This window comes from Mesorhizobium sp. ZC-5 (genome assembly GCF_025753855.1).
In the GTDB taxonomy this organism is placed as follows: domain Bacteria; phylum Pseudomonadota; class Alphaproteobacteria; order Rhizobiales; family Rhizobiaceae; genus Neomesorhizobium.
Genome location: NZ_JAOWPT010000004.1, coordinates 419,923 through 443,572, shown reverse-complemented (window position 1 = coordinate 443,572; position 23,650 = coordinate 419,923). Strand labels below are relative to the sequence as shown.

Sequence of the window (23,650 nt, the reverse complement as noted above, 5' to 3'; positions counted from 1 at the left end):
GTGTTTCGTACCAGCGATATAGTGCTCATCGCCATAATGGTCTCGGCGGCGGCCTTTACCTACAAGACCAAGCACGAGGCGGAGACCCGCCGCGACGAAGTGCGCAAGATCGAGGCACAGATCAAGCTCGAGGAAGACACGATCACGCTTCTGAAGGCGGACTGGAGCCTGCTGACGCAACCATCGCGCCTGCAGAAACTGGCAGAGACGTATCACAACCAGCTCGAACTGCAGCCGGTCGAGGCGCACCAGATCGTCGGGCTTGAGCAGCTGCCGTCGCGCCCGGTCGAAATCCAGGACTTTTCCGCCGAGCGGCTCGGCGGCATGGCCGACAGTGGGCAAGACCCGACAGTGACGGGAGGGGTCGTCCAATGATCGGCAGGTGGCGCAGGAAGAAGGCGGACACGTCGATCGTCGTCGACGGCGCGCGCAAGGCCACCGGCGGGCGGGCAAAGAACCGCGTGCTGATGACGATGGCGGCGTTCTTCGGCATCTATTCCATAATCGGCGGCCGGCTTGTCTATCTCGGCATGCAGGATCCCGATGCCTCCGGGGGACCGGTGAGCCGGGTGACCGCGTCGCGGCCCGACATCGTCGACCGCAACGGCGAAGTGCTGGCGACGGACATCAAGACCGCCTCGCTGTTTGCCGAACCACGGCGCATCGTCGATGCCGATGAGGCGCTGGAGAAGATTTCGACGGTGTTGCCGGATATCGATTACGAGCAGACATACCACAAGCTGAAGAGCGGAGCGGGTTTCGTCTGGCTGAAGCGCCAGCTTTCGCCGAAACAGCAGAACGACATTATGCAGCTCGGCATTCCAGGCATCGGCTTCCGCACGGAGAAGCGCCGCTTCTATCCAGGTGGGGCGACGGCCTCGCACATTCTGGGCCTGGTCAACATCGACAACCAGGGCATCGCCGGGCTGGAGAAGTATATCGACGAGCAGGGGCTCGCCGATCTGCAGGCGTCGGGGCTGGCGGTGGCAGCCGATCTGAAGCCGGTCAGGCTGTCGGTCGATATCCGCGTCCAGCACATCGTGCATGACGAAGTGAGCCAAGCCTTGCAAAAGTACCATGCAATCGCAGCGGGTGCGGTGGTGCTCAACGCCAAGACCGGCGAAGTGGTGGCAATGGCCTCGGTACCAGACTTCGATCCCAACAATCCCTACAACGCGCACGAAAAAGACCGCCTGAACCGCATGTCGGCCGGTACCTTCGAGATGGGATCGACGATCAAGAGCTTCACCACGGCGATGGCGCTGGATTCCGGGAAGGTGACGCTCAACAGCACGTTCGATGCGAGCAGGCCGATCACCATCGGTCGCCGCACCATTCGCGATTTTCACGGCAAGGGACGCGTGCTTACCGTGCCCGAAGTGTTCATCTATTCGTCCAACATCGGTTCGGCGAAAGAGGCCGATGTGGTCGGCGTCGAGGGCCACCGCGAATTCCTGAAGCGCATGGGGCTTCTCGACCGCATGAAGACCGAACTGCCCGAAGTGGCACGACCGACGGAGCCGAAGGTCTGGAAGAAGGTGCATTCGATCACGGCGGCGTTCGGGCATGGTTTTTCGACAACACCGCTGCAGACTGCCCTCGGTGCCGCTGCACTGATGAATGGCGGCTATCTGATGAACCCGACTTTCCTGCCGAGGACGGTCGAGGAGGCGATAGCCGGTGCGACCAAGGTTGTGGAGGACAAGACGTCTGCGGACATGCGGTATCTCTACCTGCTGAACGCGACGGCGCCCGGCGGCTCCGGCAAGCGGGCGGCCGTGCCGGGCTACCGGGTGGGCGGCAAGACCGGGACCGCCGAAAAGGTCGTCAACGGCCGCTACGCCAAGAATGTGCGCTTCAACGCTTTCGTTGCGGCGTTTCCGATGGAAGACCCACAATACATCGTGCTGTCGATCGTCGACGAACCGAAGCCTGAAAAGCCGGGTATGGGGGCGACCGCGGGCCTCAATGCCGCGCCAATCGTCGCCAACATTATTCGCCGCTCGGCCTCCATGCTTGGCGTTAAGCCCGAATTCAGTCAAGAAAATGGAGCAACGCTCGTTTCGTATCAGTGATTCTCGCGGCGTTCCGGGGACAATTAAGGGACGCCGACCGCGCTAAACGACTGGAATTAAATGAAACTCAGTGACTTTTCCGGGATCCTGCCTGTCGACGGGGCGCAACTCGGCGGCATTGCTATTTCCGGAATTTCCTCGGATTCGCGGCAGGCCGAGGCAGGTACGCTGTTTTTCGCGGTTCCCGGCAGCAAGGCCGACGGCGCTCTCTATGCCGCCGATGCGGCAAAGCGTGGGGCATCCGCCATCGTCGCTGCAAAAGGCGCGATCGATGCCGCATTGAGTATCCCGCTGATCGAAGTCGACGACCCCCGCCGCGCACTGGCGCTTTCGGCGGCGGCTTTCTTCGGACGCCAGCCGCAAACCATGGTCGCGGTGACCGGAACCAGCGGCAAGACCTCGGTGGCGTCCTTCACGCGCCAGATATGGGAACAAGCCGGCTTCGCCGCGGCCAGCATCGGCACGACAGGCGTTACCGCGCCGGGGCGCAACGAATACGGTTCGCTGACTACGCCCGATCCGGTCGCGCTGCATCATTTGCTGGCCGACCTGGCCAAATCCGGCGTCACCCATGCAGCCATGGAAGCCTCGAGCCACGGTCTCGACCAGCGCCGGCTCGATGGCGTCAAGCTTGCGGCGGGCGCCTTCACCAATCTTGGCCGCGACCACATGGATTATCACCCGACGGTCGAACATTATCACAACACAAAGCTCCGGCTGTTCGACACGCTGCTGGCCGAGAATGCTCCGGCCGTCATTTTTTCCGACGATCCATGGTCGGAGCCGACCATCAAGGCCGCCGAAGCCGCCAGGCTGAACGTGCTCACCGTCGGCCGGCATGGCACGTTCCTGCAGCTCAAGCGGGTTGAGCACGAACGCTTCCGGCAGCGCGCCGAAATCATCGCCGACGGCGTCATTCATGAAGTCGACCTGCCGCTGGCCGGCGATTTCCAGATCTACAATGCGCTGGTCGCGGCCGGGTTGGCGATCGCCACCGGAACGCCGGCTGCAACAGCGCTGAGGGCGCTGGAAAAACTGAAAGGCGCTTCCGGACGCCTAGAACTGGTCGGCACGACAGCCAATGGCGCCCCGGTCTATGTCGACTATGCGCACAAGCCCGATGCGCTCGAGAACGTTCTGACGTCGGTGCGTCCGTTCACAACCGGCCGTGTCGTCGTGGTGTTTGGCTGCGGTGGCGACCGCGATCGTGGCAAGCGGCCGATCATGGGCGAGATCGCGACGCGGCTGGCGGATATCTCGATCGTGACAGACGACAATCCCCGCTCGGAGGTGCCGGCGGAAATAAGGGCGTCGATCATGGCGGCGGCGCCCGGTGCGATCGAGATCGGCGACCGCCGCGTGGCAATCCATCACGCCGTATCGATACTGCAGCCGGGCGATACACTGATCGTCGCCGGCAAGGGGCATGAGGAAGGACAAACGATCGGCTCGGAGACATTTCCGTTTTCCGACCATGAAGAAGTGCGCAACGCACTCAAGGAACGCGCCGCATGAGCCTTTTATGGACATCGGGAGACCTTGTCGCCGCCACGGGCGGCCGGCCCTTCGGGCAGATGGTGGCCGGCGTCACGGGCATTTCCATCGACAGCCGCACGCTGCAGCCCGGCGAGGCGTTCTTTGCCATCAAGGGCGACCAGTTCGACGGCCATGATTTCGCGACCGCCGCCCTTAAGGCCGGGGCCGCGATGCTTGTGGTCGCTGAAGGCAAGCTGCCGGCGCTTGGCCGGCTGACGGTGCCGATGATCGTGGTGCCGGACGTGCTGACCGCGCTCGAAAAAGCCGGGGTTGCGGCGCGGACGCGCACGCGCGCCAAGATCATCGCGGTGACGGGCTCTGTCGGCAAGACCAGCACCAAGGAGGCGCTGCGCCATGTTCTTTCGGCAGTCGGCAAGGTGCACGCCGCCGACAAGTCGTTCAACAACCACTGGGGAGTGCCGCTGACGCTGGCGCGTATGCCCGAGGATTGCGACTACGCGATCTTCGAGATCGGCATGAACCATCCGGGCGAAATCCGCCCGCTGGCCAAGCAGGTGCGGCCGCATATCGCCATCATCACGCTGATCGCCGAAGCGCATCTCGGCCACTTCAAGAACATGGACGAGATCGCCCGCGCCAAGGCTGAGATTTTCGAAGGCATCGAGCCTGGTGGCTATGCGATCCTCAATCGCGACGATCCGCGCTCCAAGCTGCTCGGCAAGCTGGCTCGTGATGCCGGCGTCGCGCATGTCGTCGGCTTCGGCGAGAACCCGCGCGCCCATTTCAAGCTGATCGCCTGCAGCCTGCAAGGCGACAGTTCCACCATCTCCGCCAAGATCGGCGGCAAGGACGTCAGCGCCAAGATCGGTGCGCCGGGGCGCCATGTCGTGCAGAACACGCTTGCCGTGCTCGGTGCTGCCTATCTTGCCGGCGCCGACCTCGACAGGGTCGCTCCCGCACTTGCCACTCTCTCGGCGGAGCGGGGCCGTGGCAAGCGTTACCTGCTGCCTCATCCCGAAGGCGTCGTTGCCCTGATCGACGAAAGTTACAATGCCAACCCGACATCGATGCGGGCCGCGCTCGAATTGCTCGGCGCGACGCCGGTCAACGGCTCCGGCCGGCGGATCGCAGTGCTGGGCGACATGCTGGAACTCGGCGAGCAAACGGCGAAGTTCCATGCCGATCTCGCCGAGGTTGTCGTCCGTACCGGGACCGACATGGTGTTTCTGGCGGGGACCGAAATGTCGGCTCTGGCGGATGCGCTGCCTGCGGGCTTTCCTGTCGAACATCGAGCGACGACAGAAGAACTGGCCGGGTTGCTGACCAAAGCGGTGCGGCCAGGCGACGCCATCATGATCAAATCTTCGCTGCGCATGGGTTTTTCGCGGCTCGTCGATGCACTTATCAGTCATTTTCCGGCACAGGCCGGTAAAACGAAGCGCGCCTGAAAGCGCAGCAGGGGACGAAATCGCATGCTTATGCTGCTCGTTGAATTTGCCGACCAATTCTCGGTGTTCAACGTTTTCCGCTACATCACCTTCCGCACCGGCGGCGCGCTGATCACGTCCGCGCTGATCGTCTTCATGTTCGGACCGATGATCATCGATTCGCTGCGAATCAGGCAGGGGCGCGGCCAGCCGATCAGGGCCGACGGGCCGCAGACCCATTTCAAGAAGGCAGGAACGCCGACGATGGGAGGCCTGATGATGCTATGCGGCATCGTCGGCGGCACGGTGCTGTGGGCCAATCTTTCCAGCGTCTATGTCTGGGTGGTGCTTCTGGTGACGCTGAGTTTCGGCGCCATCGGGTTTTACGACGACTATCTGAAGGTGACCAAGCAGTCGCATCTCGGCGTATCCGGCAAGGCGCGGCTTGCGGTCGAATTCCTTATCGCGGGCATCGCGTCCTGGGTGATCATGAGCAACGGCCAGGCGCCGTTCTCTTCGTCGCTGACGTTTCCCTTCATCAAGGACCTGATCGTCAATCTGGGCTGGTTCTTCGTTCCTTTCGCCGCATTCGTCATCGTCGGCGCTGGCAATGCGGTCAATCTGACCGACGGCCTCGACGGGCTCGCCATCGTGCCGATCATGGTGGCTGCCGCCTCATTCGGAGTGATCGCCTACCTGTCGGGCAACGCCGTGTTCGCCGAATATCTGCAGATCCATTTCGTGCCGGGCACCGGAGAATTGTCAGTAGTTCTGGGTGCCGTCATCGGCGCGGGCCTAGGCTTCCTCTGGTTCAACGCGCCGCCGGCCGCCATCTTCATGGGCGACACCGGCTCGCTGGCACTTGGCGGGCTGACCGGGACCGTTGCGGTGGCGACCAAGCACGAGATCGTCATGGCGATCATCGGCGGCCTGTTCGTCGTGGAAGCGCTTTCGGTGATCATCCAGGTGACGGTGTTCAAGATGACGGGCCGGCGCGTGTTCCTGATGGCACCGATCCATCATCATTTCGAGAAGTTGGGGTGGACCGAAAGCCAGGTTGTCATCCGGTTCTGGATCATCGCGGTCATCCTGGCGCTGATCGGCCTTTCCAGCCTGAAGCTGCGCTGAGGAAGGGTGATGATCCCTGCGCAGGCATTCGCCAACAAGAAAGTGGCACTGTTCGGCCTCGGCGGCTCCGGGCGGGCGACAGCGCATGCGTTGAAGGAAGGCGGCGCCGACGTCCTTGCCTGGGACGACAATCCGGAAAGCGTGGTGAAGGCGGCGGAGACCGGCATTCCAACCGGCGATCTCAGAGGCGCTGACTGGTCCGGTTTCGCATCCTTCGTGCTGTCGCCTGGCGTGCCGCTGACCCACCCGAAACCGCACTGGACGGTGGAACTGGCGCGCGGGGCCGGAGTTGAAATCATCGGCGACATCGAACTGTTCGCGCGGGAGCGTACGGCCCGAGCGCCCGAGGCGCCGTTCATCGCCATCACCGGCACCAACGGCAAGTCGACGACAACGGCGCTGACGGCGCATATCCTCTCCGATGCCGGCCGCGACACCCAGATGGGCGGCAATATTGGCCGTGCCGTGATGACGCTCGATCCGCCGCAACCAGGCCGGCATTATGTCGTGGAGTGTTCGTCATACCAGATAGAACTGGCACCGTCGGTCAACCCGACTGCCGGCATGCTGCTCAACCTGACGCCGGACCACCTCGACCGCCACGGCACCATGCAACACTACGCCTCGATCAAGGAGCGGCTGGTGGCCGGCAGCGAGACCGCGATCGTCGGCGTCGACGACGTGTTCTGCGCGCAGATCGCCGACCGGCTGGAGCGCGCCGGCAAGGATGTTATCCGCATCTCGAAGCGGCTGCCGTTGACCGATGGGCTTTTCGCCGACGGCACCAACATGATGCAGGCAGACCATGGGCGCTTCAGCCGCATCGCGACGCTCGAGGATATCGGTTCGCTGCGCGGCCAGCACAACGCGCAGAACGCGCTGGCTGCGGTCGCAGCCTGCATGAAGGTTGGCTTGAGCCCGCGCGACATTCAATCGGGCCTCGACAGCTTTCCGGGACTGGCACACCGGATGGAGCAGGTTGCCCGCAAGGACAGCGTTCTGTTCGTCAACGATTCCAAGGCGACCAACGCGGATGCCGCGGCTCCCGCGCTGTCGAGTTTCGCGCGCATCTACTGGATCGCCGGCGGCCTGCCCAAGGAAGGCGGCATCGAGCCGCTGCGCAGTTTTTTCCCGCGCATTGCCAAGGCCTATCTGATCGGCGAGGCGGCGCCGGGCTTTTCGGCCACGCTCGGTGAAACGGTTCCTTACGAAATATCGGGCACGCTTGATTCGGCGGTGGAACACGCGGCCGCGGATGCGGCGCGCGACGAAAGCGGCGAGGTTGTGGTGCTGCTTTCGCCGGCTTGCGCGAGTTTCGACCAGTTCAAGAATTTCGAAGTGCGGGGCGATGCATTTCGTGCCGCAGTGAATGCGATCAGTGGCATGCAGCCGATCGGAGGGATACGCTGATGGTGAGCCGAGTTGACACAAGTCCCGTGGCCAATTGGTGGTGGACGATCGATCGCTGGTTCCTGGCGGCATTCCTGTCGCTGATGGGGCTGGGCATCGTGCTGTCCTTCGCCGCAAGCCCGGCCGTGGCCGAGCGCATCGGCCTCGACAGTTTCCATTTCGCGACGAGGCAGATCGTCTTCACCATCCCAGCGCTGATCGCCATGCTGTCGGTGTCGTTCCTCGACCAGAGGCAGATCAGGCGGATGGCGCTGGTCATCCTTTGCGTCTCGCTGCTGCTGATGGTCGCCGCGCTGTATGTCGGCGTTGAGGTCAAAGGCGCGCGGCGCTGGGTGTCGATGCTCGGCGTATCCATCCAGCCGTCCGAGTTCCTGAAGCCGGCCTTCGTCATCGTCTGCGCCTGGCTGTTTGCCGAACACGCGCGCCAACCCGACATTCCGGGCAATCTGTTCGCCATGATCCTGCTTGGCCTGGTGGTGGCATTGCTGGTGGCGCAGCCGGACCTCGGCCAGACCATGTTGGTGCTGGGTACCTGGGGGGTGATGTTCTTCATGGCGGGCATGCCGTGGCTGTGGATCGTGGCGCTGGGCGCCCTGGGTGCCGGCGGGGCGGTCGCCGCCTATACGATCTTCCCGCACGTCGCCGGCCGCATCGACCGCTTCCTGACCGGCGAGGGCGATACGTTCCAGGTCGACATGGGCCGTGAGGCGGTGGTGCACGGCGGCTGGCTCGGTGTCGGGCCGGGCGAGGGCACCATCAAGCGGGTTATCCCGGACAGCCACGCCGACTTCGTCTTTGCCGTCGCCGGCGAGGAGTTCGGCATCGTGCTCTGTTTCGGCATCATGCTGATCTTCGCTTTCATCGTGTTGCGCGGCCTGAACATAGCCTTGAAGGAGCAGGACGATTTCACCCGCTACAGCGTCGCCGGCCTGGTCATCGTGTTCGGCTTCCAGTCGATCATCAACATGGGCGTGAATCTGCAACTTATGCCGGCGAAAGGCATGACGCTGCCGTTCATCTCCTATGGCGGCTCGTCGCTGATCGCCATCGCCATCTCGATGGGCATGGTGCTGGCACTGACACGCAAGCGGCCGGAGCGGCGCAAGCAGCCGGGCGTCTTGAGCTTCGCCCAACGGGCGGTCGCCGCTGAATAGCATGGTGGAGCGGACGATCCTGCTTGCCGCCGGAGGGACCGGCGGCCATCTGTTTCCAGCCGAGGCGCTGGCGCATGAACTCATTGCTCGCGGCTGGAGCGTGCAACTGGCCACCGACAATCGTGCCGAGCGCTTCGCCGTCAACTTTCCCGGCGCGGTGATCCATCCGATTTCGGCGGCGACGATCGGTTCGCGCAATCCGTTCGCCCTGCTGCGTTCGTTCTGGACGATCTGGAAAGGTGTGCGCCAGGCTTCGGCGGTGATCGCCAAGGAAAAGCCGGCCGCCATCGTCGGCTTCGGCGGCTACCCGACGCTGCCGCCGCTCTATGCCGCGACGCGGCGCGGTGTGCCGTCGCTGATCCATGAACAGAACGCGGTGATGGGCCGTGCCAACAAGGCGCTCGCCAGCCGGGTGAATGCAATCGCGGGAGGCTTCCTCAGTGAAAGCGCCGGCCAATATGCAGGCAAGATCGTAGCGACCGGGAATCCGGTGCGTCCGGCGGTGATCGAGGCTTCGAAAAAGGCGTTTGCGGTCCCGGCGGCCGGCCAGCCCTTCCGCCTGCTGGTGTTCGGCGGCAGCCAGGGCGCGCAATTCTTCTCCGATGCCATCCCGTCGGCGATCGCGACATTTCCGGAAGTCGAGCGGCGCAGGCTGAAGGTTACGCAGCAGGCACGCGCGGAAGATGAAATGAAAGTGCGTGAAGCTTACGAGGCGCTGGGGGTCGAAGCCGAGGTGTCGCCGTTCTTCGGCGACATGGCGGAAAGAATAGCAGCGGCGCATCTCATCATATCGCGATCCGGCGCGTCGACGGTCTCGGAGATCGCGGTGATCGGGCGACCGGCACTGCTGGTGCCTTATCCGCATGCGCTCGACCACGACCAGGCGGCGAACGCGGCCAGGCTGGCGGAGGCCGGCGGCGCCGAACTGCACCCCCAATCCACCCTGTCGGCCGAACGGCTGGCCGAACTAATCGGCGGCCTGATGAACGATCCGCAGCGGCTCGGCACGATGGCCTCAGCGGCCAAGTCGGCCGGGAAACCCGATGCCACTCGGTTGCTCGCGGACCTGACAGAGGCTATTGCGTCGGGCAAATCGGTAGTGGAATTCAAGAAGGGGCAGCGCGCATGAAGATGCCGCAAACGATAGGCCTGGTCCATTTCATCGGGATCGGCGGCATCGGCATGAGCGGCATCGCCGAGGTGCTGCACAATCTCGGCTACAAGGTCCAGGGTTCCGACCAGGCCGACAGCGCCAATGTTCAAAGGCTGCGCGACAAGGGCATTGAATGCTTCGTCGGCCATCGTGCCGAAAATCTCGGCGAAGCCGAAGTCGTTGTCGTGTCGACGGCGATCAAGAAATCCAATCCGGAACTGATGGCGGCGCGCGAAAAGCTGCTGCCGATCGTGCGTCGGGCCGAAATGCTGGCCGAACTGATGCGCTTCCGCCAGGCGGTCGCCATCGGCGGCACGCACGGCAAGACGACGACGACATCGATGGTGGTGACGCTGCTCGATGCCGGCGGGCTCGACCCGACGGTCGTGAATGGCGGCATCATCAACGCCTACGGCACCAATGCGCGCATGGGCGAAGGCGAATGGATGGTCGTCGAAGCTGACGAGAGCGACGGCACCTTCCTGAAGCTGCCCGCCGATATAGCCGTGGTGACCAACATCGACCCGGAACATCTCGACCATTACGGCACCTTCGACAAGGTGCGCGAGGCATTCCGGCAATTCGTCGAGAACGTGCCGTTCTACGGCTTCGGCGTGATGTGCACCGACCATCCGGAAGTGCAGGCGCTGGTGTCGCATATCGAGGACCGCCGTGTCATCACCTATGGCGAGAACGCGCAGGCCGATGTGCGTTTCGCCAGGCTTCGGGTCGATGGGGCGGCCTCGTTGTTCGACGTGCTGATCCGCGACCGCAAGACCGGCAAGGAAACGACGATCAGCGATCTGCGGCTGCCGATGCCAGGCCGTCACAACGTCTCCAACGCGACCGCGGCGATCGCCGTCGCGCATGAACTTGGCCTGTCGGCGGCGGACATCAAGAAAGGCCTGTCGTCGTTCGGCGGCGTCAAACGGCGCTTCACGCTGACGGGAAGCTGGAACGGCGTCCATATCTTCGACGACTACGGACATCATCCGGTCGAGATCAAGGCGGTGCTGAAGGCTGCACGGGATTCGACCGGCGGCCGTGTCATCGCAATCGCGCAGCCCCACCGCTACACCCGGCTTCGCGACCTGTTCGATGAATTTTCCGCGTGCTTCAACGATGCCGACACCGTGATGGTGGCGCCGGTCTACGCGGCGGGCGAGGACGCGATCGATGGAGTCAATTCTGAAGCGCTGGCTGCGCGCATCCGTGCCGGCGGTCATCGCGACGCGCGCTATATCGACGGTCCTCAGGCGATAGCGCCGGCGGTGAGGGACCTGGCCAAGGCCGGAGATTTCATCGTGTTCCTCGGCGCCGGCAATATCACGCAATGGGCCTACGCCTTGCCAAAGGAACTTGGTGGGGAGGCGGCATGATCCGAGGGGAGGCGCTGCTCGAAAAGCTCGGCGGCAGGCTTGCCGGATTGCGCGGCCGTATCACGCCGGGCGCCGAGATGGAAAAGATCACCTGGTTTCGCGCGGGTGGCGCTGCCGAAGCGCTGTTCCAGCCTGCCGACGAAGAGGATCTCGCGGCATTCCTGAAGGCGGTGCCGGAAGAAATCCCCCTGACCATCGTCGGCATCGGTTCGAATCTTCTGGTGCGTGAAGGCGGCATTCCCGGCTTCGTCGTCCGCCTCTCCGCAAAGGGTTTCGGAGAAGCCGAAGCGATCTCGCCGACGCAGGTCCGTGCAGGCGCCGCAACACCCGACAAGCGTGTGGCGGCAGTGGCGCTGGAGGCCGGTATCGGCGGTTTCCATTTCTACCACGGCATTCCGGGCGGCATCGGCGGCGCGCTCAGAATGAACGCCGGCGCCAACGGCGTCGAGACCCGCGAGCGCGTCGTCGAAGTGCGGGCGCTCGACCGTCAGGGCAATGTCCGCGTGCTTTCCAATGCCGACATGGGATACGCCTACCGTCACTCGTCGGCATCCGCCGGGCTGATCTTCACGTCGGCGGTGTTTGAGGGCTATCCGGAAGACAAAACGGCAATCAAGGCTGCGATGGATGCCGTGCAGCACCATCGCGAGACCGTGCAGCCGATCCGCGAGAAGACCGGCGGCTCGACGTTCAAGAACCCTGAAGGAACGTCGGCCTGGAAAGAGATAGACAAGGCGGGCTGCCGCGGCCTGATGATCGGCGGTGCGCAGATGTCGCCGATGCACTGCAATTTCATGATCAACACCGGCACGGCGACCGGCTACGACCTCGAATTCCTGGGTGAGACGGTGCGGGCACGCGTGCTCGAGAATTCCGGTATCCGTCTGCATTGGGAAATCAAACGGATCGGCAATTTCAAATCCGGCCACGAGGTGCAGGAATTCCTCGGGCAGTTGCTCTGAGCAGCCGATATTTCTCGGCTGAAATACAACTTTAAATCAAAAAGTGAATCAACCTGAATCGTCAGGACTTGTCAGGGAATCAACTCTCTGATTCTTTGGGGCAACAGCGTTTCCTGATTTGAGTCGTGCGGCGTGTGCGGCCGCTTTCGGTCTGGGGGGCAAACCCGCCGGAGGACTCGGACTCAACTCATGGAATCAGGTATTTGGGCCCTGCTCAGGAGGGATGACAGGGAAAATGCAGAAGAAGCACGTGGCCGTCTTGTTGGGAGGGTTTTCGTCCGAGCGGCCGGTGTCACTTTCCTCGGGGAATTCGTGTGCTGATGCGCTTGAACAGGAAGGTTACCAGGTCACCCGTGTCGATGTCGGTCGCGACGTCGGTCAGGTCCTGGGAGAACTCAAGCCGGATGTCGTTTTCAATGCGCTGCATGGACCCTTCGGCGAAGACGGAACGGTTCAGGGTATCCTCGAGTATCTCGGTATTCCCTACACGCATTCGGGCGTGCTCGCCTCGGCGCTGGCCATGAACAAGGGGCAGGCGAAGCGCGTTGCTAGGGCCGTTGGCATCCCTGTCGCCGAGTCGAAGGTGCTGAACCGCTTCTCTGTCCAGAACAAACACCCGATGAAGCCGCCCTATGTGGTCAAGCCGGTGAGCGAGGGTTCGAGCTTCGGCGTCGTCATCGTGCAGGAAGGGCAGGCTCACCCGCCGCAGATGATCGGCTCGTCCGAGTGGCGCTATGGCGACATCGTGATGGTGGAGCGCTTCGTTCACGGGCGCGAATTGACCTGCGCGGTGATGGGCGATGTGGCGCTTGGGGTCTGTGAGATCGTTCCGGTTGGCCATTCGTTCTACGATTACGATTCAAAATACGTAGCCGGCGGATCAAAACACGAATGCCCGGCAAAAATTTCACCGAATATTTACCAAAAAATACAGACACTGGCGCTCAAGGCACACCAAGCAATCGGCTGTCGGGGGGTCTCCCGGTCCGACTTCCGCTACGACGACCGTCATTCCGCGAATGGCGAGGTTGTCTGGCTCGAAGTCAATACGCAGCCAGGCATGACGCCGACGTCGCTGGTGCCGGAAATCGCTGCTGAGGCGGGACACTCATTCGGCGAACTCTTGAGTTGGATGGTGGAGGACGCTTCGTGTCTGCGTTGAGGTCGGGTCAGAGAAGAAGAGCCGGCGCCCCTGGCGGTGCATGGTTCGGCCTGCCCTTGTTGGTGGACGGGTTTGTGCTGCCGCGCCTGCTTCGTCGTCCGGTGCGGCTCTTGGCGCGTGCCGGTGGCGGCGAGCTTGCGCCGCCACGCTTCGCCATGACCATTGCGACAGGAGCCTTGCTCGGCGCGTTCAGCCTGTATGGCGCCTATGTCGGCGGCCATTTCCCCGCGATGGTGCAAAGCATCACGGCGCGGACGGGCTTCGCGGTGGATCAGGTTCGCGTCTCCGGTCACAAGGAAACCTCCGAGATCGATATTCTCGGGCAACTGGAACTCGATGGCTGGACATCGCTTATCGGCTTTGATGCCGAAAAGGCCCGCGAGCGGATCGCGCAATTGCCTTGGGTTCAGTCGGCCGCCGTCCGCAAGGTCTATCCGGACGAGATCGAAGTCCGCATCGAGGAGCGCAAGCCTTTCGCGATCTGGCAGCACGGCCGTGAACTCGCCATCGTCGAGGAGAACGGCAACGTGATTGCACCGTTCTCCAGCGAGCGCCATGCGATGCTGCCGCTGGTGATCGGCCTCGGCGCCTCGGAAAAAGCCGCCGAATTCATCGGCAAGGTGGAAGGCTATCCGGAACTCGCGTCACGGGTAAAAGGCTATATCCGCATCGGCGAGCGCCGCTGGGATCTCCGCCTCGAAAACGGCGTAACGATCAAGCTGCCGGAACACGGCGAAGTCCAGGCGATCGAAGACATCCTGGCGATGGACAAGGAAAGCGGTGTGCTGTCGCGCGACATCGCTGCCGTCGACATGCGGCTCAACGACCGGCTGGTGATCCAGTTGACGCCGGAAGCAGCGCTCCGCCGCAATGCGGCCCTCAACGAAAAGCCCAAATCGGGCAAGAAGCCGGAGCGCAGGATATGAGCTGGCTCGGCGCCAAGGGAGATACGACCGCGCGTCGCACCGGCGTCGTCACGGTGCTTGATGTCGGCTCAAGCAAGGTATGCTGCATCGTGGCGCGGCTGAAGCCGGCCGAGCCCAGCCAGCTCTTGCGAGGACGTACTCACAAGACCCAGGTGATCGGCATCGGGCACCAGAAATCGCATGGGGTGAAGTCAGGCGTCGTCGTAGAACTCGATCGGGCCGAGCAGGCGATCCGACTGGCGGTCGACGCTGCGGAGCGCATGGCCGGCCTGACGGTGGATTCGCTAATCGTCAATGTCAGCGCCGGGCGGCTGAAGAGCGAGACCTTTTCGGCGACCATCAATCTCGGCGGCCACGAAGCCGACGAATCCGATATTAAGCGGGTGCTGGGCGCCGGTGCCAAGCAGGCGCTGAAAGCCGAGCGCGAAGTCGTGCACTCGCTGCCGACAGGCTATTCACTCGACGCCGAGCGCGGCGTGCGCGATCCGCGCGGCATGGTGGGTGACATGCTTGGCGTCGACATGCATGTGCTGACCGGGGACGCGGCGCCGCTGCGCAATCTCGAGCTTTGCATCAACCGCTCGCATCTGTCGGTCGAGCGCATGGTGGCGACGCCCTATGCCAGCGGGCTTGCCGCGCTGGTCGACGACGAACTCGAAATGGGGGCGGCCTGCATCGACATGGGCGGCGGCACCACGACGATCTCGGTATTTGCCGACGGCAAATTCGTTCATGCGGACGCAATCGCGATCGGCGGCAGCCACGTGACGCTGGACATGGCCAAAGGACTGTCGACCCGCCTGGAGGATGCCGAACGGCTGAAGGTGATGCATGGTTCGGCGCTGCCTGGCAGTGCCGACGACCGCGACGTGGTGTCGATCCAGCCGATCGGCAACGACGACGGCGAGGTGCCCTTGCAGGTGCCGCGTTCGGTAATGACGCGCATCATCCGCGCTCGCATCGAGGAAACGCTGGAAATACTGCGCGACCGGCTCAACCAGTCGGGTTACGGCAATGCGGTCGGCAAGCGGGTCGTGCTGACCGGCGGCGCCAGCCAACTCGCCGGGCTGCCGGAAGCGGCGCGGCGCATCCTTGGCCGCAATGTCCGGATCGGACGCCCGCTGGGCGTCGCCGGCCTGCCTGAGGCGGCGAAAGGCCCGGCCTTCGCGACATCGGTCGGGCTCCTGATCTATCCGCAGGTCGCCGGTCTGGAGAACATCCAGACGCGCGGTGGTTTGCGCTTGAAGATGACTGGCACCGGCGGGACGTTCCACCGGATGGGCCAGTGGTTGAGGGACAGTTTTTAGTATTCGAGTTTGACGGGGACAGCCCCAAAGGCGGCCGCGCGGCGAGGCGGCATGAAAGGCGAAAAGGACGAGGACTATGACGATCAATCTGCAAAAGCCGGACATCACCGAGCTCAAGCCCCGCATCACAGTGTTTGGTGTCGGCGGCGGCGGCGGCAACGCTGTCAACAACATGATCACGGCGGGTTTGCGCGGCGTCGAGTTCGTCGTTGCCAATACCGACGCACAGGCGCTGACGATGTCGAAGGCCGAAAGGCTGATCCAGCTCGGCGCGCATGTGACCGAGGGCCTGGGGGCGGGCTCGCAACCTGAAGTCGGCCGCGCCGCCGCCGAGGAGTGCATCGACGAGATCATCGATCACCTGTCGAACACCCACATGTGCTTCGTCACCGCCGGAATGGGCGGCGGCACCGGCACGGGTGCGGCGCCTGTCGTTGCCAGGGCGGCTCGCGAAAAGGGCATCCTCACCGTCGGCGTCGTCACCAAGCCGTTCCATTTCGAAGGCCAGCGCCGCATGAAGACGGCCGATCTCGGCATCGAGGAACTGCAGAAATGCGTCGATACGCTGATCGTCATCCCGAACCAGAACCTGTTCCGGATCGCCAATGACAAGACCACCTTCGCCGACGCCTTCGCCATGGCCGACCAGGTACTCTATTCGGGCGTCGCCTGCATCACCGATCTGATGGTCAAGGAAGGCCTGATCAACCTCGACTTCGCCGACGTGCGTTCGGTGATGCGCGAGATGGGCAAGGCGATGATGGGCACCGGCGAGGCTTCGGGCGAGGGCCGCGCGATGGCAGCCGCCGAGGCTGCGATCGCCAACCCGCTGCTCGACGAGACCTCGATGAAGGGCGCGCGTGGCCTGCTGATCTCGATCACCGGTGGCCGCGACCTGACCCTGTTCGAGGTCGACGAAGCGGCAACCCGCATCCGCGAGGAAGTCGACCAGGAGGCCAACATCATCCTCGGCGCGACCTTCGACGAAGATCTGGAAGGCGTCATCCGGGTGTCGGTGGTCGCCACGGGTATCGACAAAGCGGCTGCGGATATTTCGGCGCCGCCGATCGCCATCCGTCAGCCGATGAAGCAGCCGCAGCCGGCAACCCGCCCCGCGGCGGAAATCCGTCCGGCACCGGAGCCGGTGCGTGAAATCCGCGCCGCCGACCCCGTCGCCGATGCCATCCGCGCGGCGGAGATGAACGCGGCCGAGATGGCACACATAAGGCAGGCCGCAGCGCCGGCTGAAACGTTCCGGCCGAGCAGCAATCTGTTCCAGCCGGCGCCCGGTACCCAGCCGGTGCAGCAGGCACCGCAATTCCAGCAGCCGGCGCCGCAGCCAGCGGCTCCGATGCAGCGTGAAGCGCAGCCCATTGCCGCGCAACCGCGCATGCCTCGCGTCGAGGATTTTCCGCCCGTCGTGAAGGCGGAAGTGGAAGCCGCGCGTCGGGCTCCTGAACAGCAGGAGGATGGCGGTCCGATGCGCCTGCTCAAGCGCCTGACCAGCGGCCTCTCGTCGCGTCGCGAAGAGGAGCCTGCCCGCCTGCAGCCGGCGCAGCCGCGTGAGCCGAAACTGCGCCAGCCCGCGCCGGAAGCCCGCCGGCTGCCCAGCCAGGATGCGCAGGTCTACGCACCGCGGCGCGGCCAGCTCGATGAACATGGCCGCCTGACCGCGCAGCCGCGCGCGACGCAGGAAGACGATCAGTTGGAGATTCCGGCGTTCCTTCGCCGGCAAGCCAACTGATCCGTTAACGCTTCGTAACAATCGTTAACAGGCAGGAGCTGCGGCTCCTGCCTGTTTCTTTTTGAAAGGCAGCATTATCAATCCGTTATAGGGGTATCCTCATGTCCCTTGGAGATTACATGGGGAGAAAAACCGTGATTTGGAGACTCACAAGCGCATGCTTATCTTCGCGCTGATAAAGAATCTGTCCCGGGAAACTGGGAAGTGAGCCCGGACGAAGGTCAAAACGAGAGCTGCAAGCCAGGGAAGGCAAAGCAGTCAAGACGGGCTCCAAGGGGATCGATTTGCACGACCATCAGACCACGATCAAATCGCGCGTGACCTTGTCAGGCATCGGTGTCCACAGCGGCAAGCCGGTCAGCGTGCAGTTCAGTCCGGCCGATGCGGATACCGGTATCGTCTTTCACTGCCTCGGTGCGGAAACCGCCGACAATGAGATCAGGGCGCTGGTTTCCGAAGTCGGAGGCACCGACCTCAGTACGATTCTCGGCGACCCGGCGAAGCATCACATCGCGACTGTCGAGCATTTGATGGCGACGGTTTTCGCGCTTGGCATCGACAATCTTTCGATCGATATCGACGGCACCGAGGTGCCGATCCTCGACGGCAGTTCGGCGATGTTCGTCGAGGCATTCGACCAAGCGGGCATAACGACGCTTCAGGCGAAGCGCCGCTACATTCGCATCCTCAAGCCGGTGCGGATCGAAAGCGGCGCCTCCTGGGCAGAGTTCCGTCCTTACGACGGCACCCGTTTCGAGGTGGAGATCGATTTTGAAAGCCCGGCAATAGGCCGTCAGTTCTTTGCCGCGGATTTGAGCGCCGAGATGTTTCGAAATGAAATCTCGCGGGCTCGTACCTTCGGTTTCATGAAGGATGTCGAGCGTCTGTGGGCTGCCGGCTATGCGCTCGGCTCTTCGCTCGAGAACTCGCTGGTGATCGGCGACGACCATCGCATCATCAACATGGAAGGCTTGCGCTACCCGGACGAATTCGTGCGCCACAAGGTGCTGGATGCGATGGGTGACCTGGCGTTAGCCGGCGGGCGCTTCATCGGCTGTTTCCGGTCCTATCGCGGCGGCCACCGGCTGAACGCGGCCGCACTGCGCAGCCTGCTGTCCGATCCATCGGCCTTCGAAATCGTCGACGTAAGCCGCCGCGAACGCAGCCGCTCCGCCGAGATGGCAGCAGTCAACTCGCCAGCCTGAGCAGGTGCCGGGATGATTCCCGGAGATATCAATATCTTGGTGGCGATTGTCGTGGCCCATGCGATCCGGGCGAATGGGCGCTGAAGGATCGTTCCGACCGCACGGCTTCGCCACAAAAATGCGCCATTGAGGGGCGATAGCGTTGCTGATGAGGGGCAGTTGTGATTAATGGCTCGCCCATGCCTTCCTTTTCGACGACGCCAGAGGGGCGGAAACTGATCATGTTTTTTGAACGAGCAGCGCAGCCTTTGCGGCGCGTCCGGACTGTCGCAACGGTGTTGCCGGTCCTGCTGGCGCCACTTTTCGTTTCGGCTTGCGCGTCCGACCAGGATATCGATCTTGCCACCTATGTGGAGCAGACGGATCCTGCGGATGTTCTTTACAACCAAGGCCTTGCCAACATGAACGCCGGCCGCCTCGGCGAGGCGAGCAAGAAGTTCAACGCGATCGACCGCCAGCATCCCTATTCGGAATATGGCCGCAAGGCTCTGGTGATGGGCGCTTTCTCCGATTACCGGCAGGGCAAGTACGAAGAGGCCATCAACTCGGGCAAGCGCTACGTCCAGCTCTATCCGACCGATCCTGACGCGGCCTACGCGCAGTACATCGTCGGCCTGAGCTATTTCCGCCAGATTCGCGACGTCACGCAGGATCAGAAGGAATCGCGCCGGGCCATCGAGGCGATGGAAGAGGTCGTGCAGCGCTGGCCCGATTCGCAGTATGTGGAAGACGCCAAGGCCAAGATCCGCTTTGCGCGCGACCAGCTCGCCGGCAAGGAAATGCAGGTCGGCCGCTATTATCTCGAACGCCGCGAATACATCGCCGGCATCAAGCGATTCCGCTACGTGGTGGAAAACTATTCGAACACCCGCCATGTCGAGGAAGCGCTGGCGCGCCTGACCGAGAGCTACTACGCGATGGGGCTTACTTCGGAAGCGCAGACCGCGGCAGCGGTGCTGGGCCACAATTATCCCGACAGCCAGTGGTACAAGGATTCCTACGCCTTGCTGCAGAAGGGCGGGCTTGAGCCGCGCGAGACCGGAACCTCCTGGATATCCAAGGCCGGGAAGCTCATTACCGGCGCCTGACCGCAGCGGGCCTCGATGCTCTCCCAACTGTCGATCCGCGATATTGTCCTGATCGAACGGCTGGACATCGATTTTTCATCCGGACTGTCGGTGCTGACTGGCGAAACCGGCGCCGGCAAATCCATACTGCTTGATGCACTTTCGCTGGCGCTCGGCGCTCGCGGCGACACGTCGCTTGTCCGCCACGGCGCCGCGCAGGGGCAGGTGACCGCGGTCTTCGACGTACCAGGCAACCACGCCGCCCGCGCGCTGCTCGCCGAAAATGCCATAGACGACGACGGCGACATTATCCTGCGCCGCGTCCAGACGGCTGACGGCCGCACCCGCGTCTTCGTCAACGATCAGCCATCGAGCGTCGCGCTGATGCGCGACATCGGCCGCGCGCTGGTGGAAATCCACGGCCAGCATGACGAACGCGCACTGGTCGATGCGGGCGCCCACCGCGAACTGCTCGACGCGTTCGGCGGCCACGGCGGCGATGTTCGCGCCGTCGCCGAGGCGTGGCGGCTATGGCGCAATGCGGAACAGGAACTGGCGCGGCACCGCGCCAAGGTCGAAGCTGCGGCACGCGAGGCCGATTATCTGCGGGCTTCGGTTTCCGAACTGTCGAAGCTCGACCCGCAGCCGGGCGAGGAGACCGAGCTTTCGGAATTGCGCGCGACGATGATGCGGGCGGAGAAGATCGCCGGCGACATTCACGATGCGCAGGAAATCCTGTCTGGCTCCAACGCACCTTCGCCCCAACTCGCCAGCCTTCTGCGCCGTCTCCAGCGGAAGGCGACCGAAGTGCCCGGCCTGCTCGACGATGTGGTGAAGTCCCTCGATGAAGCGCTGCTTTCGCTCGATGCGGCGCAGTCCGGTGTGGAAACAGCATTGCGGGCGACCGAATACGATCCGCAGAAGCTCGAACGGACCGAAGAGCGGCTGTTTGCACTGCGCGCCGCCGGACGCAAGCACTCGGTGGCGGTTGACGACCTGGCCGAGCTGCGTGACCGCATGGCTGCCGACCTCGCCGATCTCGATGCCGGCGAGGAGCGCCTGCATGGCTTGGAAAAGCAGGCGTCCGCGACGCGCGATCTTTACGACGTCGCCGCCGCGCGGCTCTCCGAAAGCCGCAGTACCGCGGCGCTCCATCTCGTGCGCGCGGTCATGGCGGAGTTGCCTGCACTCAAGCTCGACCGGGCGGAATTCCTCGTCGAGATGGCGAGCGAACCGGAAAACCGCATGCAGGATGGCATCGACCAGATCGAATTCTGGGTCAGGACGAACCCCGGCACGCGGCCGGGACCGATGATGAAGGTCGCCTCGGGCGGCGAGCTATCGCGCTTCCTGCTGGCGCTGAAGGTGGCCTTGGCCGATCGCGGCTCGGCACCGACGCTGGTCTTCGACGAGATCGACACCGGCGTCGGCGGTGCGGTCGCCGATGCGATAGGGCAGCGGCTGTCGCGGCTTTCGGAGCGCGTGCAGGTGCTGTCGGTAACCCATGCCCCGCAGGTCGCGGCGCGCGCTCACACGCATTACCTCATCTCCAAGTCGGGTGGCGCCGATCGCGTCTCGACCGGCATAGCCGAGATGGATCGCAAGGCCAGGCAGGAGGAGATCGCCCGAATGCTGGCCGGCGCGACGATCACCGAAGAGGCGCGAGCCGCGGCCGACCGGCTGCTCAGCGAAAACACGGCTGCCGCGTCGTGAGATGGCGGGAGCAATAGCTCGGCGCGCACGGAAGCGGTTTACTTTTTGAGGGAATTTGCCGATGAATTCGGCGTTCCCGCACTCGTCCGAAAAGCCTCCTCATGTCCGAAACATCGAAGCCTGTCGAAAAACTGACCGTCGAGGACGCAGCGCAGGAACTTGCACGGCTGGCGGCGGAAATCGCCGAGCACGACCGGCGTTACCATGGCGAGGACGCGCCGACGATCTCGGATGCCGAGTATGACGCGCTGCGTATCCGCAACGCGGAGATCGAGGCGCAGTTTCCGGACCTCGTGCGGCAGGACAGTCCGACCGGGTCGGTCGGCGCGCCGCCCGCCGAGGGTTTTGCCAAGGTGCGGCACGCGGTGCCGATGCTCAGTCTCGCCAAGGCCTACACCGACCAGGATGTCGTCGATTTCCTCGAGCGTGCGAAGCGTTTCTTCGAGCGCGACAAGGACTTCGACATCGCTTTCACCGCCGAGCCCAAGATCGACGGCCTGTCGGCTTCGCTGCGCTACGAGAACGGCGTCTTCGTCCAGGGCGCCACGCGCGGCGACGGCACGGTGGGCGAGGACATCACCGCCAACCTGAAGACCATCGCCGACATCCCCCACAGGCTGAAGGGTTCGGGCTGGCCGGAGGCGATCGAAATCCGTGGCGAGGTCTACATGACCTATGCCGAGTTCCAGGCGCTGAAGGAACGTTCGGCCGCTATGGGCGGGCAGGACTACGTCAATCCGCGCAACACGGCGGCCGGCTCGCTGCGCCAGAAGGACCCGGCGGTCACCGCCAGCCGCAACCTGAAATTCTTTGCCTACGCCTGGGGCTACACGACCGAGGACCCGGCGCCAACGCAATATGATTCGGTGCAGAAGTTCGCCGAATGGGGTTTCAAGATTAGCCCCCTGATGGTGCGCGCCAAGTCGGTCGACGAGCTGATAGCGCAATACAAGTTGATCGAGGCCCAGCGTTCGTCGCTCGGCTACGACATCGACGGCGTGGTCTACAAGGTCGATCAGCTCGAGCTGCAGCGCCGTTGGGGGTTCGTCACCGGCGAGCCCCGCTGGGCGATCGCCCACAAATTCCCGGCCGAGCAGGCGACCACGAGGGTGCGCAAGATCGATATCCAGGTCGGCCGCACGGGAACACTGGCGCCTGTCGCCCGGCTCGATCCGGTGACCGTCGGAGGTGTTACCGTCGTCAACGTGACGCTGCACAATGAGGACTACATCAAGGGCCTCGACAGCAACGGACAGCCCATCCGCGAGGGCAACGATATCCGCATTGGCGATACTGTCGTGATTCAGCGGGCAGGGGATGTCATCCCTCAGATCGTCAGCGTGGTGATCGACAAGCGCCCGCCCGAGGCCGAGCCGTATCAATTCCCCCACACCTGTCCGATCTGCGGCTCGCCGGCGACGCGCGAGGTAAACGAGAAGACCGGCAAGGAGGATTCGCGCCGCCGCTGCACGGGAGAGCTGATATGTCCGGCGCAGGCTGTGGAGGCGCTGCGCCATTTCGTGTCGCGCGGCGCCATGGACATCGAAGGTCTCGGCGCCGAGAACATCGACCTGTTCTTCAATGCCGGGCTGCTCAAGACCGCCGCCGACGTCTTCAGGCTGAAGGACCGGCGCGCCGAGGTGCAGCAGGCGTTGTTCGAACGCCGCGAGGCGCAGGCCCGCGAGCGTGAGGCGGCGAAGGGTACGGCGCGCAAGAAGGTGCTTTCCGCCGAAGAGCGCACCTATGAAGGCCTCGACAAGCTATTTGCAGCGATCGATGCGCGCCGCGAACCGGAACTCGACCGCTTCATCTTCGCGCTCGGCATACGCCACATCGGCGATACGACGGCCGCCCTTCTGGCGCGAACCTTTTCGACCGTCGAGGAGTTCATCCGGGTCGGCAAGGAGACGGCCGCCGCGGAAGACCCGCATACCGTCTTCCCGTCGATCAACGGCATCGGCGACACGGTGATCGGCGCGCTCATCGATTTCTTCGGCAATGAGCGCAACGATGCGGTGCTGGATGAACTGCTCGAACAGGTGCATCCCAAACCTTACGTGGTCAACATTTCTGCGGGGAGCACAGTCGCCGGGAAGACCGTCGTTTTCACCGGATCGCTCGAGAAGATGTCGCGCGGTGAGGCCAAAGCGATGGCCGAACGATTGGGTGCCAAGGTCGCCGGCTCGGTCTCGGCCAAGACCGACCTCGTGGTGGCCGGGCCGGGTGCCGGCTCCAAGCTGAAGCAGGCTGCGGAACTCGGCATCGAAGTGATCGACGAGGACCAATGGTTCGAACGTATCGGGCAAGGCAACTGACCGCGTGAGCCGTCATCAACCCGGCT

Annotated in this window: 18 protein-coding genes; all 18 read left to right on the top strand. The window is 63.6% G+C overall.

What is annotated here, in order from left to right:
* The 18 genes from OHD58_RS14290 to ligA all read left to right on the top strand — a co-directional run bounded on the left by OHD58_RS14290 (position 1) and on the right by ligA (position 23,624).
* The gene (locus OHD58_RS14290; RefSeq protein ID WP_263804041.1) at positions 1 to 375 is read left to right on the top strand and encodes a hypothetical protein; all 375 of its coding nucleotides are present in this window, start codon (positions 1 to 3) and stop codon (positions 373 to 375) included.
* The gene (locus OHD58_RS14285) at positions 372 to 2,075 is read left to right on the top strand and encodes a peptidoglycan D,D-transpeptidase FtsI family protein (protein ID WP_263804040.1); all 1,704 of its coding nucleotides are present in this window, start codon (positions 372 to 374) and stop codon (positions 2,073 to 2,075) included. Before OHD58_RS14290 ends, OHD58_RS14285 begins: the two co-directional genes overlap by 4 nt.
* Positions 2,076 to 2,135: 60 nt before the next feature.
* Complete coding sequence (locus OHD58_RS14280) at positions 2,136 to 3,590, top strand: UDP-N-acetylmuramoyl-L-alanyl-D-glutamate--2,6-diaminopimelate ligase (protein WP_263804039.1); 1,455 nt, start codon at positions 2,136 to 2,138, stop codon at positions 3,588 to 3,590.
* Positions 3,587 to 5,020, top strand: coding sequence for a UDP-N-acetylmuramoylalanyl-D-glutamyl-2,6-diaminopimelate--D-alanyl-D-alanine ligase (locus OHD58_RS14275; RefSeq protein WP_263804038.1), 1,434 nt, complete (start codon positions 3,587 to 3,589; stop codon positions 5,018 to 5,020). Before OHD58_RS14280 ends, OHD58_RS14275 begins: the two co-directional genes overlap by 4 nt.
* 24 nt (positions 5,021 to 5,044) lie before the next feature.
* The gene (mraY, locus tag OHD58_RS14270) at positions 5,045 to 6,127 is read left to right on the top strand and encodes a phospho-N-acetylmuramoyl-pentapeptide-transferase (protein ID WP_263804037.1); all 1,083 of its coding nucleotides are present in this window, start codon (positions 5,045 to 5,047) and stop codon (positions 6,125 to 6,127) included.
* Between the two features lie 9 nt (positions 6,128 to 6,136).
* Positions 6,137 to 7,537, top strand: a complete 1,401-nt coding sequence (murD, locus tag OHD58_RS14265; RefSeq protein WP_263804036.1) for a UDP-N-acetylmuramoyl-L-alanine--D-glutamate ligase — start codon at positions 6,137 to 6,139, stop codon at positions 7,535 to 7,537.
* Positions 7,537 to 8,691, top strand: a complete 1,155-nt coding sequence (ftsW, locus tag OHD58_RS14260; protein WP_263804034.1) for a putative lipid II flippase FtsW — start codon at positions 7,537 to 7,539, stop codon at positions 8,689 to 8,691. The genes murD and ftsW overlap by 1 nt, the downstream gene beginning before the upstream one ends.
* A 1-nt stretch (position 8,692) precedes the next feature.
* Entirely contained in the window at positions 8,693 to 9,820 is a 1,128-nt protein-coding gene (murG, locus tag OHD58_RS14255; RefSeq protein ID WP_263804032.1) for an undecaprenyldiphospho-muramoylpentapeptide beta-N-acetylglucosaminyltransferase, read from the top strand.
* Positions 9,817 to 11,223, top strand: coding sequence for a UDP-N-acetylmuramate--L-alanine ligase (gene murC / locus OHD58_RS14250; RefSeq protein ID WP_263804031.1), 1,407 nt, complete (start codon positions 9,817 to 9,819; stop codon positions 11,221 to 11,223). Before murG ends, murC begins: the two co-directional genes overlap by 4 nt.
* On the top strand, positions 11,220 to 12,185 hold the full coding sequence (murB, locus tag OHD58_RS14245; RefSeq protein WP_263804030.1) for a UDP-N-acetylmuramate dehydrogenase: 966 nt from the start codon (positions 11,220 to 11,222) through the stop codon (positions 12,183 to 12,185). The genes murC and murB overlap by 4 nt, the downstream gene beginning before the upstream one ends.
* Positions 12,186 to 12,420: 235 nt before the next feature.
* Positions 12,421 to 13,347 carry a D-alanine--D-alanine ligase gene (locus tag OHD58_RS14240; protein WP_263804029.1) on the top strand — a complete coding sequence of 309 codons (927 nt, stop codon included), beginning with the start codon at positions 12,421 to 12,423 and terminating at the stop codon, positions 13,345 to 13,347.
* Positions 13,335 to 14,273 carry a cell division protein FtsQ/DivIB gene (locus OHD58_RS14235; protein ID WP_263804027.1) on the top strand — a complete coding sequence of 313 codons (939 nt, stop codon included), beginning with the start codon at positions 13,335 to 13,337 and terminating at the stop codon, positions 14,271 to 14,273. Before OHD58_RS14240 ends, OHD58_RS14235 begins: the two co-directional genes overlap by 13 nt.
* Positions 14,270 to 15,580: a cell division protein FtsA gene (gene ftsA / locus OHD58_RS14230; protein ID WP_263804025.1), complete on the top strand. Its 1,311-nt coding sequence runs from the start codon at positions 14,270 to 14,272 to the stop codon at positions 15,578 to 15,580. Before OHD58_RS14235 ends, ftsA begins: the two co-directional genes overlap by 4 nt.
* A gap of 76 nt (positions 15,581 to 15,656) precedes the next feature.
* Entirely contained in the window at positions 15,657 to 17,324 is a 1,668-nt protein-coding gene (gene ftsZ / locus OHD58_RS14225; protein WP_263804024.1) for a cell division protein FtsZ, read from the top strand.
* A 284-nt stretch (positions 17,325 to 17,608) separates the two neighbouring features.
* On the top strand, positions 17,609 to 18,529 hold the full coding sequence (lpxC, locus tag OHD58_RS14220; RefSeq protein ID WP_263804023.1) for a UDP-3-O-acyl-N-acetylglucosamine deacetylase: 921 nt from the start codon (positions 17,609 to 17,611) through the stop codon (positions 18,527 to 18,529).
* 221 nt (positions 18,530 to 18,750) lie between these two features.
* On the top strand, positions 18,751 to 19,617 hold the full coding sequence (locus OHD58_RS14215) for an outer membrane protein assembly factor BamD (RefSeq protein ID WP_263804022.1): 867 nt from the start codon (positions 18,751 to 18,753) through the stop codon (positions 19,615 to 19,617).
* Between the two features lie 15 nt (positions 19,618 to 19,632).
* Positions 19,633 to 21,309: a DNA repair protein RecN gene (gene recN, locus OHD58_RS14210; RefSeq protein WP_263804021.1), complete on the top strand. Its 1,677-nt coding sequence runs from the start codon at positions 19,633 to 19,635 to the stop codon at positions 21,307 to 21,309.
* A 101-nt stretch (positions 21,310 to 21,410) separates the two neighbouring features.
* Complete coding sequence (ligA, locus tag OHD58_RS14205) at positions 21,411 to 23,624, top strand: NAD-dependent DNA ligase LigA (protein ID WP_263804020.1); 2,214 nt, start codon at positions 21,411 to 21,413, stop codon at positions 23,622 to 23,624.
* The last annotated feature ends 26 nt before the right edge of the window (positions 23,625 to 23,650 follow it).

Bases quoted from the DNA above. Each gene is read 5' to 3' on its own strand.
- murC (WP_263804031.1), top strand. From the start codon at position 9,817: ATGAAGATGCCGCAAACGATAGGCCTGGTCCATTTCATCGGGATCGGC.
- murD (WP_263804036.1), top strand. From the start codon at position 6,137: ATGATCCCTGCGCAGGCATTCGCCAACAAGAAAGTGGCACTGTTCGGC.
- OHD58_RS14275 (WP_263804038.1), top strand. From the start codon at position 3,587: ATGAGCCTTTTATGGACATCGGGAGACCTTGTCGCCGCCACGGGCGGC.
- OHD58_RS14215 (WP_263804022.1), top strand. From the start codon at position 18,751: ATGTTTTTTGAACGAGCAGCGCAGCCTTTGCGGCGCGTCCGGACTGTC.
- murB (WP_263804030.1), top strand. From the start codon at position 11,220: ATGATCCGAGGGGAGGCGCTGCTCGAAAAGCTCGGCGGCAGGCTTGCC.
- murG (WP_263804032.1), top strand. From the start codon at position 8,693: ATGGTGGAGCGGACGATCCTGCTTGCCGCCGGAGGGACCGGCGGCCAT.
- mraY (WP_263804037.1), top strand. From the start codon at position 5,045: ATGCTTATGCTGCTCGTTGAATTTGCCGACCAATTCTCGGTGTTCAAC.
- OHD58_RS14280 (WP_263804039.1), top strand. From the start codon at position 2,136: ATGAAACTCAGTGACTTTTCCGGGATCCTGCCTGTCGACGGGGCGCAA.
- OHD58_RS14285 (WP_263804040.1), top strand. From the start codon at position 372: ATGATCGGCAGGTGGCGCAGGAAGAAGGCGGACACGTCGATCGTCGTC.
- OHD58_RS14240 (WP_263804029.1), top strand. From the start codon at position 12,421: ATGCAGAAGAAGCACGTGGCCGTCTTGTTGGGAGGGTTTTCGTCCGAG.
- recN (WP_263804021.1), top strand. From the start codon at position 19,633: ATGCTCTCCCAACTGTCGATCCGCGATATTGTCCTGATCGAACGGCTG.
- ftsZ (WP_263804024.1), top strand. From the start codon at position 15,657: ATGACGATCAATCTGCAAAAGCCGGACATCACCGAGCTCAAGCCCCGC.
- ftsA (WP_263804025.1), top strand. From the start codon at position 14,270: ATGAGCTGGCTCGGCGCCAAGGGAGATACGACCGCGCGTCGCACCGGC.
- ftsW (WP_263804034.1), top strand. From the start codon at position 7,537: ATGGTGAGCCGAGTTGACACAAGTCCCGTGGCCAATTGGTGGTGGACG.
- ligA (WP_263804020.1), top strand. From the start codon at position 21,411: ATGTCCGAAACATCGAAGCCTGTCGAAAAACTGACCGTCGAGGACGCA.